The 15443-nt window shown below is 46.2% G+C and carries 15 protein-coding genes; 12 read left to right on the forward strand and 3 right to left on the reverse strand.

What is annotated here, in order from left to right; genetic code table 11:
- Positions 1-227: 227 nt before the first annotated feature.
- A complete protein-coding gene (locus RSX24_RS07210; protein ID WP_343260133.1) occupies positions 228-959 on the forward strand; it encodes a polymorphic toxin type 44 domain-containing protein in 732 nt (243 codons plus the stop codon).
- A gap of 43 nt (positions 960-1002) precedes the next feature.
- Positions 1003-1377: a DUF5412 family protein gene (locus RSX24_RS07215; protein WP_343260134.1), complete on the forward strand. Its 375-nt coding sequence runs from the start codon at positions 1003-1005 to the stop codon at positions 1375-1377.
- Positions 1378-1422: 45 nt separating this feature from the next.
- Here RSX24_RS07215 and RSX24_RS07220 read toward each other — a convergent pair whose 3' ends face one another.
- Both RSX24_RS07220 and lexA read right to left on the reverse strand, forming a co-directional pair.
- Positions 1423-1686, reverse strand: coding sequence for a hypothetical protein (locus RSX24_RS07220; RefSeq protein WP_343260135.1), 264 nt, complete (start codon positions 1684-1686; stop codon positions 1423-1425).
- Between the two features lie 312 nt (positions 1687-1998).
- Complete coding sequence (lexA, locus tag RSX24_RS07225; RefSeq protein ID WP_236412171.1) at positions 1999-2625, reverse strand: transcriptional repressor LexA; 627 nt, start codon at positions 2623-2625, stop codon at positions 1999-2001.
- 275 nt (positions 2626-2900) lie between these two features.
- Here lexA and RSX24_RS07230 point away from each other — a divergent pair, with 275 nt between their 5' ends.
- From RSX24_RS07230 to RSX24_RS07265, 8 genes are all read left to right on the forward strand, one after another.
- Positions 2901-3275 carry a LysM peptidoglycan-binding domain-containing protein gene (locus tag RSX24_RS07230; RefSeq protein ID WP_236412183.1) on the forward strand — a complete coding sequence of 125 codons (375 nt, stop codon included), beginning with the start codon at positions 2901-2903 and terminating at the stop codon, positions 3273-3275.
- Between the two features lie 99 nt (positions 3276-3374).
- Positions 3375-3584, forward strand: a complete 210-nt coding sequence (locus RSX24_RS07235) for a DUF896 domain-containing protein (protein WP_339272930.1) — start codon at positions 3375-3377, stop codon at positions 3582-3584.
- A 130-nt stretch (positions 3585-3714) separates the two neighbouring features.
- Entirely contained in the window at positions 3715-4227 is a 513-nt protein-coding gene (locus tag RSX24_RS07240) for a hypothetical protein (protein WP_343260136.1), read from the forward strand.
- 29 nt (positions 4228-4256) lie between these two features.
- Positions 4257-5048: an HAD family hydrolase gene (locus tag RSX24_RS07245; RefSeq protein ID WP_339272928.1), complete on the forward strand. Its 792-nt coding sequence runs from the start codon at positions 4257-4259 to the stop codon at positions 5046-5048.
- Positions 5049-5663: 615 nt separating this feature from the next.
- Positions 5664-6593, forward strand: a complete 930-nt coding sequence (locus tag RSX24_RS07250; protein WP_438286790.1) for an ABC transporter permease — start codon at positions 5664-5666, stop codon at positions 6591-6593.
- Positions 6594-6605: 12 nt separating this feature from the next.
- On the forward strand, positions 6606-7475 hold the full coding sequence (locus RSX24_RS07255) for a carbohydrate ABC transporter permease (RefSeq protein WP_236412191.1): 870 nt from the start codon (positions 6606-6608) through the stop codon (positions 7473-7475).
- Between the two features lie 68 nt (positions 7476-7543).
- Complete coding sequence (locus RSX24_RS07260; protein ID WP_343260137.1) at positions 7544-9175, forward strand: ABC transporter substrate-binding protein; 1632 nt, start codon at positions 7544-7546, stop codon at positions 9173-9175.
- 102 nt (positions 9176-9277) lie between these two features.
- Positions 9278-9952, forward strand: a complete 675-nt coding sequence (locus RSX24_RS07265; RefSeq protein ID WP_236412193.1) for a GntR family transcriptional regulator — start codon at positions 9278-9280, stop codon at positions 9950-9952.
- A 103-nt stretch (positions 9953-10055) separates the two neighbouring features.
- Here the strand turns inward: RSX24_RS07265 and RSX24_RS07270 are convergent, their stop codons facing one another.
- Positions 10056-10595, reverse strand: a complete 540-nt coding sequence (locus tag RSX24_RS07270) for a cupin domain-containing protein (protein WP_236412194.1) — start codon at positions 10593-10595, stop codon at positions 10056-10058.
- 178 nt (positions 10596-10773) lie between these two features.
- Between RSX24_RS07270 and metH the strand changes: the two genes are divergently transcribed.
- Both metH and rnz read left to right on the forward strand, forming a co-directional pair.
- Positions 10774-14214 (forward strand): methionine synthase, encoded by a 3441-nt coding sequence (metH, locus tag RSX24_RS07275; RefSeq protein ID WP_343260138.1) that lies wholly within the window; start codon positions 10774-10776, stop codon positions 14212-14214.
- A gap of 80 nt (positions 14215-14294) precedes the next feature.
- A complete protein-coding gene (rnz, locus tag RSX24_RS07280) occupies positions 14295-15239 on the forward strand; it encodes a ribonuclease Z (RefSeq protein WP_343260139.1) in 945 nt (314 codons plus the stop codon).
- Positions 15240-15443: the final 204 nt, after the last annotated feature.

Raw genomic sequence — 15443 nt, forward strand, 5'->3', positions numbered from 1 at the left:
TTTAAAGTGGATGATTACTACACATCCAACGATTTGTCACGAATCATACGTTTGCCCAAAGATGAGACTATTCGCCAGCTTCAGTGAGGTAGATTTAAAGGAGCATTTATTGATTTGAATATTCATTGGAGAAAGAAGAAGCTATATTCATGAAGTTACCATTGAACACTTATATACTATTACTTAATGATTAAGGTTATGTTGCCGGAAGTTATGTGGAAATAACAATGGAGCTGATGTTTGCTCAAATTGTGCAAGTCATGATGAAAAAGAAAATCACCAGTTTAATTATTGGAACAGTCGCAGCATCAATTCTTCTCACGCCTTATTCTGCATCTGCTTCTCAAAACTTGCAGGCGAAAGAACAAAATATAACAGTTTCTGAACGTTTTACAGATAAATTGTTTAAAGATGTTCAACGTAAACATAACCAAGTAGAACAAGCATTAATTAATGGTAATGTTGAGGGCCTCGATATAAATAAAATTTTAGATGAAGCAACAGTTATTTTGAATTATATACAAATGTATGAAAGCAGTAGCGTAATAACTCCTCATGCAGATCCTGATGAGGGAAGTATTCAAGAAATTACGAATATTTTTAAGGAGCAAATGAGAGGTAACGGCTTACGAATGTTGTATATGTATCCAAATGATTTGGCTGGAGCTGGCCTTTACTTTGCTTCTCAGGTAAAGAGTGGCGGCCCATGGGATTACAAACTTAAGTATGGAGTAAGTAAACGTTATAAGTTTAATGGTAGGATTATCACCGGTGAGGATATTGGGAATATTCATTACGGCTATGTAGGTCGATACCTATTCACAGCGAGCATTTTAAAATCCGTAGCAGGAGCTTATCAGATATATTCAGGAACAGCACACCCTTCTTGGTGGAAAACATATTTTGACGACCCCCAAGATCCAACTATGATTGAATGGAAATATACCTCATTTTTTTAAGGTATATTTTATTTTAAGTAGAGATTGGAGGAATAAGGATTCGGTGAAAAGTAAAAAGAGAAAAGTTTTTTGGATAAGTAGTTTTTTTGTGTTAACAGTAGCTATTGTTTTTGTATTCTTGTGGAATTGGTACTATGACTTAGAACGACTTCCAAAAGGGGAAGTTATATCAGAGTCTGTTTCACCCGATGGTAAATTTACGATTAAAGCGATGAATTCTGATGCAGGAGCAACAACTTCGTTAGCTATTTTATGTGAACTTCAGTACAATGATGGCTCAAAACCAAATAAAATAATATATTTCCAAAATAAAGTTGAAAAAGCGTCTATCATCTGGGAAAGTAACGATATTGTATCCATTAATGGTGTAAAACTAAATGTTCCTGACGATATCTATGATTACAGGAAGAAAGAGTAAAATATAAAAAAAGTTCATTCTTTTCAGAATGGACTTTTTTACATTTTAATCATCTTCTGCTATGTGGTTCGCTGGTAGAGGTTTTTTTCGCAAAGTTCGATCATACAGATATGGTTTTCCATGATATTCCCATGCATTCTTTTGTTTCTCTTTTTTATGTACAGAAACTTTTATCTCTAAATTGGCAACATTCCTTTGGAAGTCGGAAGCGGTTCGTTTGCACCATCGTAATCCGCTTTCTTCCGTTGCACTAAAATGGACGCGCAGTGGAAATCCATTCACTGTCAATTCGAATTTATATAGATTCATGTTGTATCTCCTTTCTTTGAAGCCGGTATAACTTGTGCTCATTACATGAACTTTGACTAGATGATAACATAGGAACATATGTTCTGAGAATATAATTAAGAAAAATTTTATTCTGCAATCTTCTTTATTATCATGAATCGTCGAAAATCACGAATAACCTCTTATCGAATGAGAAGAAGATGGAAGTTTCCGGAATGGAGTCGGAGGAGGAGGGGGGGATTCACAATATCTAAGACATAAAAAAAGAGGTTGACCCATTAAACGGGCCAGCCTCTTGTTGTAATCATTCATGATGTGAAATGTTGCGCAAAATTAGTGAATATCACGGAAAAGACCGATGACCTTACCCAAAATGCTGACATGTTTGAGACGCAATGGCTCGAAAGTGGCATTTTCCGGTTGCAGACGAATATGATCCTTTTCTTTATAAAACGTCTTTACCGTGGCTTCGTCTTCTTCCGTCATGGCGACGACGATATCGCCGTTATCCGCCGTTTGCTGCTGGCGAACGATGACATAGTCTCCATTGACGATGCCTGCATCGATCATGCTGTCTCCGACAACGGATAACATAAAGACTTTCTGTTCGCCGACATAGTGTGTTGGAAGCGGGAAGTAGTCTTCAATGTTCTCGGTTGCCGTAATCGGTACCCCTGCCGTTACTTTACCGACAACGGGAACACGAGCGACGCTATGGGCAAACTGATGTGAATGCTCGGACTCTTCTTGGCTGAGCAGTTCAATCGCCCGAGGTTTCGTTGGGTCGCGTCTGATTAGCCCTTTTTTCTCCAATCGATCCAAATGACCGTGGACGGTTGAACTGGATGCCAACCCGACGGCTTCACCAATCTCTCGTACGGAAGGAGGATACCCCTTCAACCGGACTTCATTGCGTATAAACTCCAGAATAGCCTGTTGCCTGCTGGATATCTTCGACATACCGTATCAACCCCATTTAGTAACGTTTGGGAAAATTATAACATAGAACTACCGTTCGTACAAACATAAGTTCTAAAAAAAGCGATAAAATCAACGTTTTCGTGGAGGGTTGGTTTGAATCGTCGTCGATGCATCGAATTTTGGACGTATCCCGCTGTAACGCCATGCTCAAAAAAAGAGCGAACAATTGTTCTAAAAAACTATTGTATGAAACATGTGTTCGTGCTATATTGATTTCAACGAACCGGAACAAATGTTTGGAGGGCGAAGGAACCATGAGATATTCCACTTATCAAAGCATTTACGAACCTGTCAATACAGAGGCTGTCAAATCCAATATGGGATTGCTAAAGAAACGGCTGATTCAGAACAAGGCAGCAGCTCTGCTATTAAAATTAACGATCGTTTCATTGATCGTCATTATTGGCTGCAGCGCAGTGCTAACAGTGTTCGCAGGTGATGAGGAAAATTTGATTCCTGGTGGTAAGGTGGCGGTGTCTCAAGGGGAAACGCTGTGGAGCATCTCGTTGGAACACAAACCGGAAAATATGGATACGCGTGTATATATAGAAGCAATTAAGGAAGCAAATCAGTTACAAACAAGTTCAATTCAAGTCGGACAAGTGTTGGAATTACCTCGCTTTAAATAATTATATAGAAGATTTGCACCCTGGTTATGCATCAATCTTGACAAGCAGACCCGAACATGTCAAAGTTAATGTGACTTTGTATTTTTGGAGGGGACAAGTTTGGATATAGATCGCCTGGTAGGACGCATTAATGAGTTGGCTCGCAAACATAAATCCACTGGATTGACAGAGGAAGAACTTGAAGAACGCGCTAAACTCAGAGAAATTTATTTGAACAACATTCGCAACAATTTCAGACAGCAGCTGGATTCCATTGAAATTGTTGATGACGAGAACGATCAGGGCCGCCAGGGCAAACTCAAACACTAGAGAAACCTAAGCTATCCTTGTGATATCTAGGTTTCTTCTGTTTATATTTGAGTGTCCATAATATAGGGGGAAGTGTTGGCTAATCGTTGTTGTGCCGACCTGCATAAAAGAACATATAAGGGGGATTTTCATGGCTCGTTCGTTCGAGAGAACGGTTCGAAGAAATTCGAAACAATTGAATCAACAGCGCAAGAAAAATGGCCAACCTGTATCAGGAACACCGGGAGAAGACGTATTTAAAGGCCGAAGTCTTCTGTTTCCCGTATTTTTGTTGGGGCTTGCTGTGCTTTATTTGTTTATGAGCACGTTTCTTACCCAAACTTCCATGACGACCTGGGACTGGGTAACGATGCTGTTATACGTATTTTTGGCGTTCATTTTCTTTCTGCGCCGACCTTACGTTAAAGTGAGCAGCAATCGAATCGTGACGCTCAAAGGAAACCGCGAGCGCTCCATTGGCGTGGACGATATTGTCAGATTCCGTATTGAACCAGGCACAGTGGTCATTGAGCACAACAGCCGTGGAAAACGATGGGTATTTACGAAACTGGTTAACCGTTACGATACCGATGCGCTTGCAGAGCGTCTTCTTAAATTTGCCAAAGCACATCAGATCACCGTGGAAACAATCGATAAAAAGTAATCCATTGCATAAAGGGGAAGATGACCGGGATGGCGTTGAAAGCGATTTTGTTCGACCTTGATGATACTTTGTTGTGGGATGAGCGCAGTGTAAGAGAAGCTTTTCATGAGACATGTCTTGTGGCAGCCCAAGAAACGGGCATAGATCCGGAAAAGCTTGAAGAAGCCGTTCGCAATGAAGCTCGTAACTTGTACGAATCTTACGAAACGTTTCCGTTTACCAAGATGATTGGAATCAATCCTTTTGAAGGTCTTTGGGCCAATTTCACAGGAGGAGAACAAGCGGAATTCCGCCAGTTGGAACAACTCGCTCCGGTGTATCGGAAGGAGTCATGGCGACGTGGCTTGTTGAAATTGGGCGTAGACCAAGAGGAATTAGCCGAGCGTTTGGCTGAACAATTTGCGGCTGAGCGTCGAGCGAGACCCCATATCTACGAAGAAACGATGGATACGCTGCGTGAACTGCAAGGGAATTACAAATTGCTGCTTTTAACGAATGGTTGTCCTGCTTTGCAGCAAGAAAAATTGGACGGCGTGCCCGAATTGGCTCCATTTTTTGATCATATTATTATCTCGGGTTCTTTCGGAAAGGGAAAACCGGATCCGTCCATCTTTGAACATGCTTTAGCCCAACTCGGCGTCAAACCTGAAGAGAGCATGATGGTAGGGGATAAGCTTACTACGGATATTCGGGGAGCATTATCTTCGGGTATTCGAGCTGTATGGATTAACCGGGAAAATAAAGAGAATCCAGAGTCGTATGCACCTGATCATGAAATTAAACATTTGGCGGATTTGAAGCGTATTATTGCTGAATTTTAAGTTCTTATGCATTAACATATCGTACAGAAGGAATGTTGGTACTTTATTTGGGGGCAGCTGTTTTGCCATCCATTTGAAGCAGCCAACATTTTTTTTTATAAAAAAGATGTTGAAATGTTGTAACGGTTGATTTAGAATATAACTAACATACTAGTATGACTAGTATGCGCTTGTACAAAGCGATTCATCTTGTAACTAAACGATGCAACGACGTTAAGCATCCTGCTAACAAAAACGGTGAAAGGAATGATCGTACACCATGTTTAGCGTGAAGGGAGCAAGAGTGTAATCGCTATTCATTTCGTATTAATTGTAAGCGCTTTATAGTTATCGTGAAACCACTGGAATTTGGGAAGCGACGGTTTGTACTTTTAAGCTTCCATTTCGATGTTGGCGGTTTAGAGAAATCAATTATACCAGTTTACACAAAAATGATACCGTTTACATGGTTTGATGGATCTATTTTGTTATGGAGGTGAACATTCAGTATACATCAAGAAGCGTCAGGTCACAGGAAAAGTGTGGGTTTACAGCGATTGTACCCATGCCTTAATTCATGTTTATGGATCGGAGTGAGAACACATGAAGACGGAAACTGCTAAAACGACATTAACGATGACCTCTTTGCGTAAAGAAAGCAGATTACAGACAGCTGCAGCGCTGTTCCGTAAAGATTGGCAGCTGTACTCATTGTTAATTCTTCCAATCATTTATTTGCTGATTTTTAAATATGGTCCGATGCTTGGAAACATCATTGCTTTTAGACGATTTGTTCCCGGGGGAAGTATTTTCGGGGAAACATGGGTTGGATTCAGATATTTCCAAATGTTTATTCAAGACCCGACCTTCTGGAAAGTGTTTGGAAATACACTGATGCTTGGCGGTTTGGCGCTGCTCTTCACCTTTCCGGTACCGATCATCTTTGCATTGCTGCTGAACGAGGTGAAAAGCAAACGATTCAAAAAATTCGTGCAAACGGCTTCATATCTTCCGCACTTTCTGTCCATCGTCATCGTTGCCGGTATGATCCTGCAGCTGACAGCCGTAAATGGCTCCATTAACAGCTTGGTATCCTTCTTCACTGGAGACACCATTCCCTTCATGCAGCGGGCTGAATGGTTCAGAACCGTCTATATTACCTCCGAAGTTTGGCAGGGAATGGGCTGGGGGGCGATTTTGTATCTGGCAGCATTGACAACCATCGACGACTCCTTGTATGAAGCTGCCCGAATCGATGGCGCGAATCGTTGGAAACAAACGCTGCATGTGACCATTCCTGGCATTTTGCCCACAATTGTTACACTGCTGATTCTGAATCTGGGCAACTTCCTGGCGGTTGGATTCGAGAAAATATTGCTCCTGTACAATCCGCTGACTTATGAAACATCTGACGTGATCTCCACCTATCTGTACCGGGTCGGCCTGCAATCCAGCAACTTTAGTTACGCGACAGCCATCGGATTGTTCGAATCGATTATCGGGCTCATTCTCGTATTTTCGGTGAACGCGATCTCGCGCAGATTGACGCAAAGAAGCTTGTGGTAAAGGAGGAGCATCATGTTTGAATCCAAATCATACAAAGTGTTCAAGGTATTCAATGTCATCTTTTTATTGTTCGTAGTATTCATTACGCTTTACCCGTTTTTGAATGTCGTGGCGCAATCCTTCAGCAGTGAGTCGTATATCAACTCCGGCAAGGTGAGCATTATCCCAAGAGGATTCAATATCGACACCTATAAAACGATTTCCAAGGACAGCATGTTCTGGACCAACTATAAAAACACGGTGATATACACCATTGTGGGCACATTGATTTCCATGTTCATGACCACGATCTTTGCCTACGCGCTGTCCAAAAAACGTCTGATGGGCCGCAAGTTCCTGACGATGTTCGCCGTTTTCACGATGTTTTTCAGCGGTGGTCTGATTCCAAACTATGTTTTGATCAATTCGCTGGGCTTCAACAACACCATGTGGGCACTGGTCGTGCCGGGCGCAATCAGCATTTATAACATGTTGATCATGAAGTCCTTCTTTGAAAATATGCCGGAAGAGCTGGAGGAAGCGGCTGCAATCGACGGCCTGAATACGTATGGCATCTTGATCCGCATCATTTTACCGTTAAGTAAAGCGGTTATGGCAACGATGGTACTGTTTTATGCCGTTAGCCATTGGAACTCTTGGTTCCCTGCATTTCTCTATCTGGACAAAAAGGAACTGTTTCCGGTCACGATTTATCTTCGCAACATGATCGCCGGAGCAACAGGGGGAGCTTCTGCAGGAGCATCCGCAGATAACCTTACTTCGATTGCGGCCAACATCAAATCAGTGACGATGGTTCTGACGATCCTGCCGATTTTGACGATTTATCCGTTTGTGCAGCGTTACTTTGTAACCGGTATCATGCTGGGGTCCGTGAAACAATAGGCTCCAGCCCGATATATAAGCTTGTTTACGCAAGGCCAACCTATACCACATGCAGGGGGACTAAAAGGATGAAACAGAAGCCACGCAAGCTTGTAGGCAAAATGGTTTTGGCAACTTTGATGAGCGTCGTGCTGGCAGCATGCAGCAGCGGTGCAGGAGGCGGCGAAGCCGATGTAAAAACGAAGGGCGCCATGGAAACGTATAATGTCGGGGATACCTTCAAGGCGACCGAACCGTTCAACCTATCGATATTGTACAGCGATCAGCCGGCGTATCCGTATAAAAAGGATTGGCTGTTATTCCAAAAAATCACCGAAATGACCGGTGTAACGTTGGAACCTACCATCGTTCCGATGAGCGACTATCCCCAAAAAAGATCCCTCCTGATCAGTTCGGGGGATGCACCTCTGGTAATCCCTAAAACTTATCCGGGCGAAGAATCGGCATTTGTATCGTCGGGTGCGGTTCTGCCGGTCAGCGATTACATTGATCTGATGCCGAATTTTAAAGATAAAGTGGAAAAGTGGGGACTGGAGGATGAACTTGAAGGCCTTCGGCAGGAAGATGGGAAATACTACGTGCTTCCAGGTCTGCATGAAGAAGTATGGCCTGATTATACGCTTATCGTAAGAACGGACTTGTTTGAAAAAAATAATATTCCGATTCCGACCACTTGGGATGAATTGTACCAGGCAGCCAAAAAACTTAAAGAAATTTATCCGGACTCCACTCCGTTCTCGGATCGATTCAAATTCAACAGCACGCTGAACATCGCTGCCACCGGTTTTGGAACGAAAGCAGGTTGGGGATTCGGCAACGGACTGACGTACAAGAAAGATCAGGATGAATTCGTGTATACGGCGACGACGCCGGAGTACAAAGAAATGCTGGAGTATTTCAACAAACTGGTTTCGGAAGGGTTGCTCGACAAAGAAAGCTTTACGCAGGATGATGATCAGGCCACGCAGAAATTCGTTTCCGGCAAGTCCTTCATCATTAACGGTAACTCTCAAACGGTAGTGCTGCATCGCAATGACATGAACAAAACGCTCGGCGAAGGGAACTTCTCCATTGCCAAAATTACGGTTCCAGGCGGTCCAAAAGGGCAGCTGATGTCCGGATCCAGACTTGAAAACGGTGTCATGATCTCGAGCAAGATCAAGGATAGCGACAATTTCAAAGCCATTATGCAGTTTATTGACTGGCTCTACTACAGCGACCAAGGTCAAGAATTCGCGAAATGGGGCGTTGAAGGCGAGACCTTTACCAAAGAAAACGGCGTGCGCAAGCTGGCAGACGACATCAACTACAACGGACTGAATCCAAAGGGAACCAAAGATCTGCGCATTGATTATGGTTTCTCTGGCGGGGTGTTCGCGTATGGTGGAACGACCGATTTGCTGCAATCCATGTTCAGCGAAGAAGAACTGAAATTCCAGCAGGACATGAAGGAGACCAAAGAAGTGGTTCCGGCAGAACCGCCGATCCCGTATTCCGAAATTGACCGTGAACAGGTTACGCTGCTGAGCACGCCGCTCAAAGACTACACGGACCAAAACACGTTGAAGTTTATTCTGGGCGAACGCAAATTGTCTGAGTTTGATACCTTTGTACAGGAACTGGAAAGTCAAGGATTGTCCCAATACGTGAAGCTTGCCAACGACACTTACAAGAAGTATAAAGAGAGCAAACAACAGTAACCTAATGCCCAAAGCCCGGATTGCCGTTTCACTTGAGCATTTCAGTGGAGCGGCAATTTGTGCTAAGATGGATGAATACGGCTGAGAGGAAGAGGTTAAGGAATGTCACTTAATCAAAAAATTAGAGGATCGACCCGGGCATATTCATACAATCTGATTAAAGAGCGGATATTGCATCTTGAACTTGAGCCGGGCACGAAGATTTCCGAAAAGGAAATTGCGGATGAATTGCAGGTGAGCAGGACCCCTGTCCGGGAAGCGTTTATGAAACTCGCCGAAGAAGAACTGCTCGATATTATTCCGCAGAGCGGGACGGTCGTGTCGCTCATTAATTTGGAACACGTGGAAGAAGGGCGATTCATCAGGGAAAAGATCGAAATGGAAATTGTGGCTCTTGCTTGTGCTTCTCTTGAGGAAGAGTTCAGGTTCCGATTGGAGACCAACATTGCGATGCAGGAAGTATGCCTTGATAACAATAATGTTTATAGGCTGTATGAGCTCGATGAAGAATTCCACCAAATACTGTTTCAGGCGACAGGCAAAATGCGGACATGGAAGATGCTGCAGCAGTTGAACATTCCTTTTAATCGCTTGCGCCTGCTCCGTTTGTCCGAAGTTTCCAACCTGGACGTCATCGTTTCCCAGCACAAAGAGATCTATAGACTGATTACGGCACGGGAGACCGAGCTGGCCGTTAAGGCCATGGAAGAGCATCTTCGTTTGGTCATGATCGAACAAGAGCCGGTCAAAGCCAAATTCCCGCATTATTTTATATAAAACTCATAGTGGTGAATAATGCCTCAAGAGATGCAACGAACCCCTGTTCGATGGCGAACAGGGGTTTTGTTTAGCATATTACATATTCATGCTGTGAATCATCTTATTTGATAAAGGATGGATCCGGATAAGGGCTTGCAATCCAGCCGTCTTTTTCAATAAAGAGGCGTACAGCGATGATTTGTTTGTTTTCCATCAGCGTAAAGAAGTGCGGTATGTTTTCAGGCACGGAGATGACGTCTCCGGGCAGCAGTTCTACATTAAAGTAACCTTCTTCTTCCGTTCCTTTGATGACAAAAATCCCTTTACCGCCAACAATGGCGCGGATTTCATCCTCGGAGTGCGTATGGATTTCTTCAAATTTGGCCAGCTTCGCTTCAATGTCGGGCGTATCTTCAGACAAGGTGATCACGTCCCAGATTTGATATCCGCGGCGCGCAGCCAAATCCTTGATTTCGGCATCGTACGTCTCCAGAACCTGGTTTTTTTGCTCGTCGGTCAGGTTGAAGTTGGTTTGCAGTTCAGGGCTTAATTTGGAGGCATCCCATTTTTCATATAATACGTCATATTTGTTCAAGAAATTTCGAACGTTTTCTTCTCCGGTGATGCGTTCGTTCGTTTTTCGGATCACGATTTCAGCCATTTTCTTCCCCTCTTTTCCACTAGGTTTGATAGACATTATATCGGAACGGTTCGATTTTGTCGATTCATTAATTCGTTCGGGTCGATGCCAAACCCGCCACACGGCTGATGAAAACGATCTTTCACAATAAGTTAGTTTCTGTTAAACTAAGATTTAACGTTTTGCGGGGGTGACCATATTGGATAAGCTTAGTCTACACGATGCATTAAAACAACGAATATTAATCCTCGACGGTGCAATGGGGACGATGATCCAGCAAGTTGAACTTACCGGCGCAGATTTTGGCGGCGAAGAGCTGGATGGATGTAATGAGATGCTCGTGTTAACACGCCCGGATCTCATTCAGCGGATTCACGAAGATTATTTGGAAGCCGGTGCCGATTTAATAGAAACCAACACGTTTGGTGCGACTTCGGTTGTATTGGCTGAATATGAAATACAGGATCGCGCGCGCGAAATCAATCTGGCTGCGGCCAAGATCGCGAAGGCTGCCGCCGACCGCTACTCTACGCCTGACCATCCGCGCTACGTCGTGGGTGCAATGGGCCCAACGACCAAAACGCTGTCGGTTACGGGCGGAGTGACCTTCCAGGAACTGGTTGACAGTTATTTCGAACAGGCCGTCGCTTTAATCGAGGGCGGCGTTGATGCGTTACTGCTCGAAACTTCACAGGATACGCTCAACGTAAAAGCAGGGAGCATCGGCATTCAACAAGCCTTCGAACAGACGGGCGTCAAATTGCCGTTGATGATCTCGGGCACGATTGAGCCGATGGGTACCACTTTGGCAGGTCAAAACATCGAATCGTTCTATATCTCTCTGGAACACCTTAACCCGATTTCGGTGGGGTTAAACTGCGCGACAGGACCCGAGTTCATGCGTGACCATATTCGTTCGCTTTCGAGCATGGCCTCGGCCGCCGTCAGCTGTTATCCCAACGCGGGTTTGCCGGATGAGAATGGGAACTATCATGAATCGCCGGAATCGCTTGCCCAGAAGATCGGTGCCTTTGCCGAGCAAGGCTGGCTGAACATCGCGGGCGGATGCTGCGGCACGACGCCTGCACATATCCGGGCGATGCGCGATACCCTGGCAAAGTACCCCCCAAGAGAACTGAACGGAACACATCCGCCGGCGTTATCCGGCATTGATCCGGTATACATCGAGCAGGACAATCGCCCATATATGGTGGGAGAGCGGACCAACGTGCTCGGATCACGCAAATTCAAACGCCTTATTGTCGAAGGGAAGTATGAAGAGGCTTCGGAAATTGCGCGTGCACAGGTGAAGAACGGGGCGCATATTGTCGACATTTGCGTACAGGACCCTGACCGCGAGGAAAGCGAGGACATGATCAAGTTCCTTGAGCTCGTCGTCAAAAAGGTCAAGGTCCCCCTGATGATCGATACGACCGATGCAAAGGTCATCGATCTTGCATTGCAATATTCTCAAGGCAAAGCGATTATTAACTCCATTAACCTTGAGGATGGCGAAGAAAAATTCGAGCTTGTCACGCCTTTGCTGCACAAGTACGGCGGAGCCGTCGTTGTAGGTACGATCGATGAGCGAGGCCAGGCGATCAGCAGAGAGGACAAGCTTGACGTGGCCAAGCGCTCCTATGATTTGCTCGTAAGAAAGTACGGCCTGCAGCCGGAAGACCTGATTTTTGATACGCTTGTTTTCCCTGTCGGTACGGGGGATGAGCAATATATCGGCTCGGCCAAGGAAACGATCGAAGGCATTCGTCTGATCAAAGAAGCCATGCCGGAATGTCACACAATTCTCGGAATCAGTAACATCTCGTTTGGTTTGCCGGAGGCAGGCCGCGAAGTGCTGAACTCCGTGTTTCTGTACGAGTGTACCAAGGCGGGACTTGATTATGCGATCGTAAATACGGAGAAGCTGGAGCGCTATGCCTCCATTCCGGAGGAAGAGCGCAGATTGTCCGAAGAGCTGCTCTATAACACGAACGACGAAACGCTGGCTGCATTCGTTGCCGCTTTCCGCAACAAAAAGGTAGAGAAAAAAGAGAAAATCTCGAACCTTTCGTTGGAAGAACGGCTTGCTTCTTATGTGGTCGAAGGCAGTAAGGAAGGACTTATTCCCGACCTCAATGAAGCGTTGACCAAATACTCCGCGCTGGAAGTCATTAACGGGCCGTTGATGGCGGGCATGGAGGAAGTGGGGCGGCTGTTCAACAACAATGAGCTGATTGTTGCCGAGGTGCTGCAGAGCGCCGAAGTCATGAAGGCATCCGTTGCCCATCTGGAGCAGTTCATGGAGAAGAACGAATCATCGGTCAAAGGGAAAATCATTCTCGCCACCGTTAAAGGTGACGTGCATGACATTGGAAAAAACCTCGTGGAAATCATTCTCTCCAACAATGGTTACCAGATCATCAATTTGGGTATAAAAGTACCACCTGAACGGATCATTGAGGCTTATCGCAAGGAAAAAGCGGATGCGATCGGTTTGTCCGGACTGCTCGTAAAATCAGCGCAGCAGATGATCGTAACCGCTCAGGATTTGCGCACGGCAGGAGTGGACGTTCCTATTATGGTCGGCGGGGCGGCACTGACTCGCAAATTCACCAAAACGCGTATCCGTCCGGAGTACGACGGCATGGTCGTGTATGCCAAGGATGCCATGGACGGGCTGGATCTGGCGAACAAGCTGATGAATCCGGAAACCCGCGCGCAGATGCAGCTGGAGATGGACGCGGAAAAAGAGGCTGATGCAGCCAACGCGGACAACGTGAAGTCGATGCCAGAGCTTACTCGCGTGGAACGGTCCGACATCGCGATCGATAACCCGGTGCTTATGCCGCCTGATTTGGAACGGCACGTACTGCGGAACTACCCTATTTCGCACATCCTGCCTTACGTCAACATGCAGATGCTGCTCGGACATCATTTGGGGCTTCGTGGTTCGGTAGAGCAATTGCTCGCTGCGGGTGATCCCAAAGCAACCGATCTTAAAGCGGTCGTGGATGGCATCATGAACGACGCGATTCGCGACGGCATTATTCAGGCCCATGCGATGTATCAATTTTTCCCGGCACAATCGAGCGGAAACAGCATTATCGTGTATGATCCGAAGGATACAAGCCAAATATTGCATACTTTTACGTTCCCGCGGCAAAAGGTCGATCCGTTCCTTTGCTTGTCCGACTTCCTCAAGCCGGTAGAGTCCGGTATTATGGATTACGTCGGATTCCTTGTGGTCACAGCTGGGCACGGTGTGCGTGAGCTCTCCACCACCTGGAAAGAACAAGGGGACTACCTTCGTTCACATGCGCTGCAGTCGGTAGCGCTGGAAGTGGCGGAGGGACTCGCAGAACGCGTGCATCATATGATGAGGGATATATGGGGCTTCCCGGATCCTCAAGAAATGACGATGAAGCAGCGCCACGGAGCGCGCTATCAAGGGATTCGGGTGTCTTTCGGATATCCTGCTTGTCCGGACCTGGAAGATCAGGAGCCGTTGTTTAAACTGATGCGTCCCGAAGATATCGGCGTACAGCTGACGGAAGGTTTCATGATGGAGCCCGAAGCTTCCGTTTCGGCGATGGTATTCAGCCACCCGCAAGCGAAGTATTTTAACGTGGATAAAGCATAACAATAAAGAGCAATGGTCATGCAAAGACCTCCGCATCGTCGGAGGCTTTTTGCTGGCAACAGAAAGAGGTGCAATCCGGAGTGGAACTATATTTCCTGGGAACTAACGCTGGTGTACCTTCGCTGCAGCGCAATGTAACCTCTATTGGGCTTCGTTTGCTCGATGAACGCAAGGCATTGTGGTTGTTTGACTGCGGGGAAGGAACGCAGCATCAGATTTTGAGCTCTCCGCTCAAACTGAGCAAACTGGAGAAAATATTCATCACCCATCTGCATGGCGATCATGTATTCGGGTTGCCGGGCCTGCTTTCCAGCAGGGCATATCAAGGGGGCACGACGCCGCTTACCGTATACGGTCCTCCAGGGACGGAACGCATGATTGCGACAACGCTGGAGCTGAGCCAATCCCGACTGAATTATGAGCTCCTTATCGTTGAACATACGGGTGGAATTGTATTCGAAGACGAGAGTTTTGTAGTGGAAGCCGGCCTTTTGGAGCACCGGATCGACAGTTACGGCTACCGGGTGACCGAGAAGGATCGTCCCGGCAGTCTTGACCCGTCGAAAATGGCGGAGTACGGTTTGAAACCAGGGCCTTTGTTCGGCCGATTGAAGCGAGGCGAATCCATTACGCTGGATGACGGTCGGACAATTGCTCCGCAAGACGTGCTCGGCACGCCAAAGCCCGGCAAGATAGTAACGATTCTGGGAGATACACGCCCGTGCGAAGGGGTACTGCCGCTTGCGCAGCATGCGGATGTGCTTGTTCATGAAGCGACGTTTACCCATGAGCTGGCGGATACGGCGCACGAGTATTACCATAGCACGGCTAGGCAAGCGGCCGAAGCGGCAATGGCGGCGAATGCGGGGCAGCTCATTTTGACGCACTTCAGCTCGCGTTATAAGGATGAGGAGCAGCTGCAGCCCCTGCTGCAGGAGGCTCAGGAAATATTTCCGAATACCCGTCTTGCCGTGGAACACCAGCTTATGCCGATTGCTCATTCGGGTCCAGCCCCAAAAGGTTGAATACGAATGGATGGTTGGGCATCTGCAGACGGGCGTTGATTAGGAAAGCCTATTATGGCTCGGGACTGGGGAAGCATTTCCCGCAGTCCCTTTTGCAATCTGTTGGTAAACGGTGTAGGATGGGCATTGAGCATGAGGAAATGAACCGAATTATTTTCCGGGAAAGCGCAGGAAATGACAAGCTTGTACAGAAGGCGCGCGAAG

The sequence above is a fragment of the Paenibacillus hubeiensis genome (assembly GCF_032334105.1).
Lineage (GTDB): Bacteria > Bacillota > Bacilli > Paenibacillales > Paenibacillaceae > Paenibacillus > Paenibacillus hubeiensis.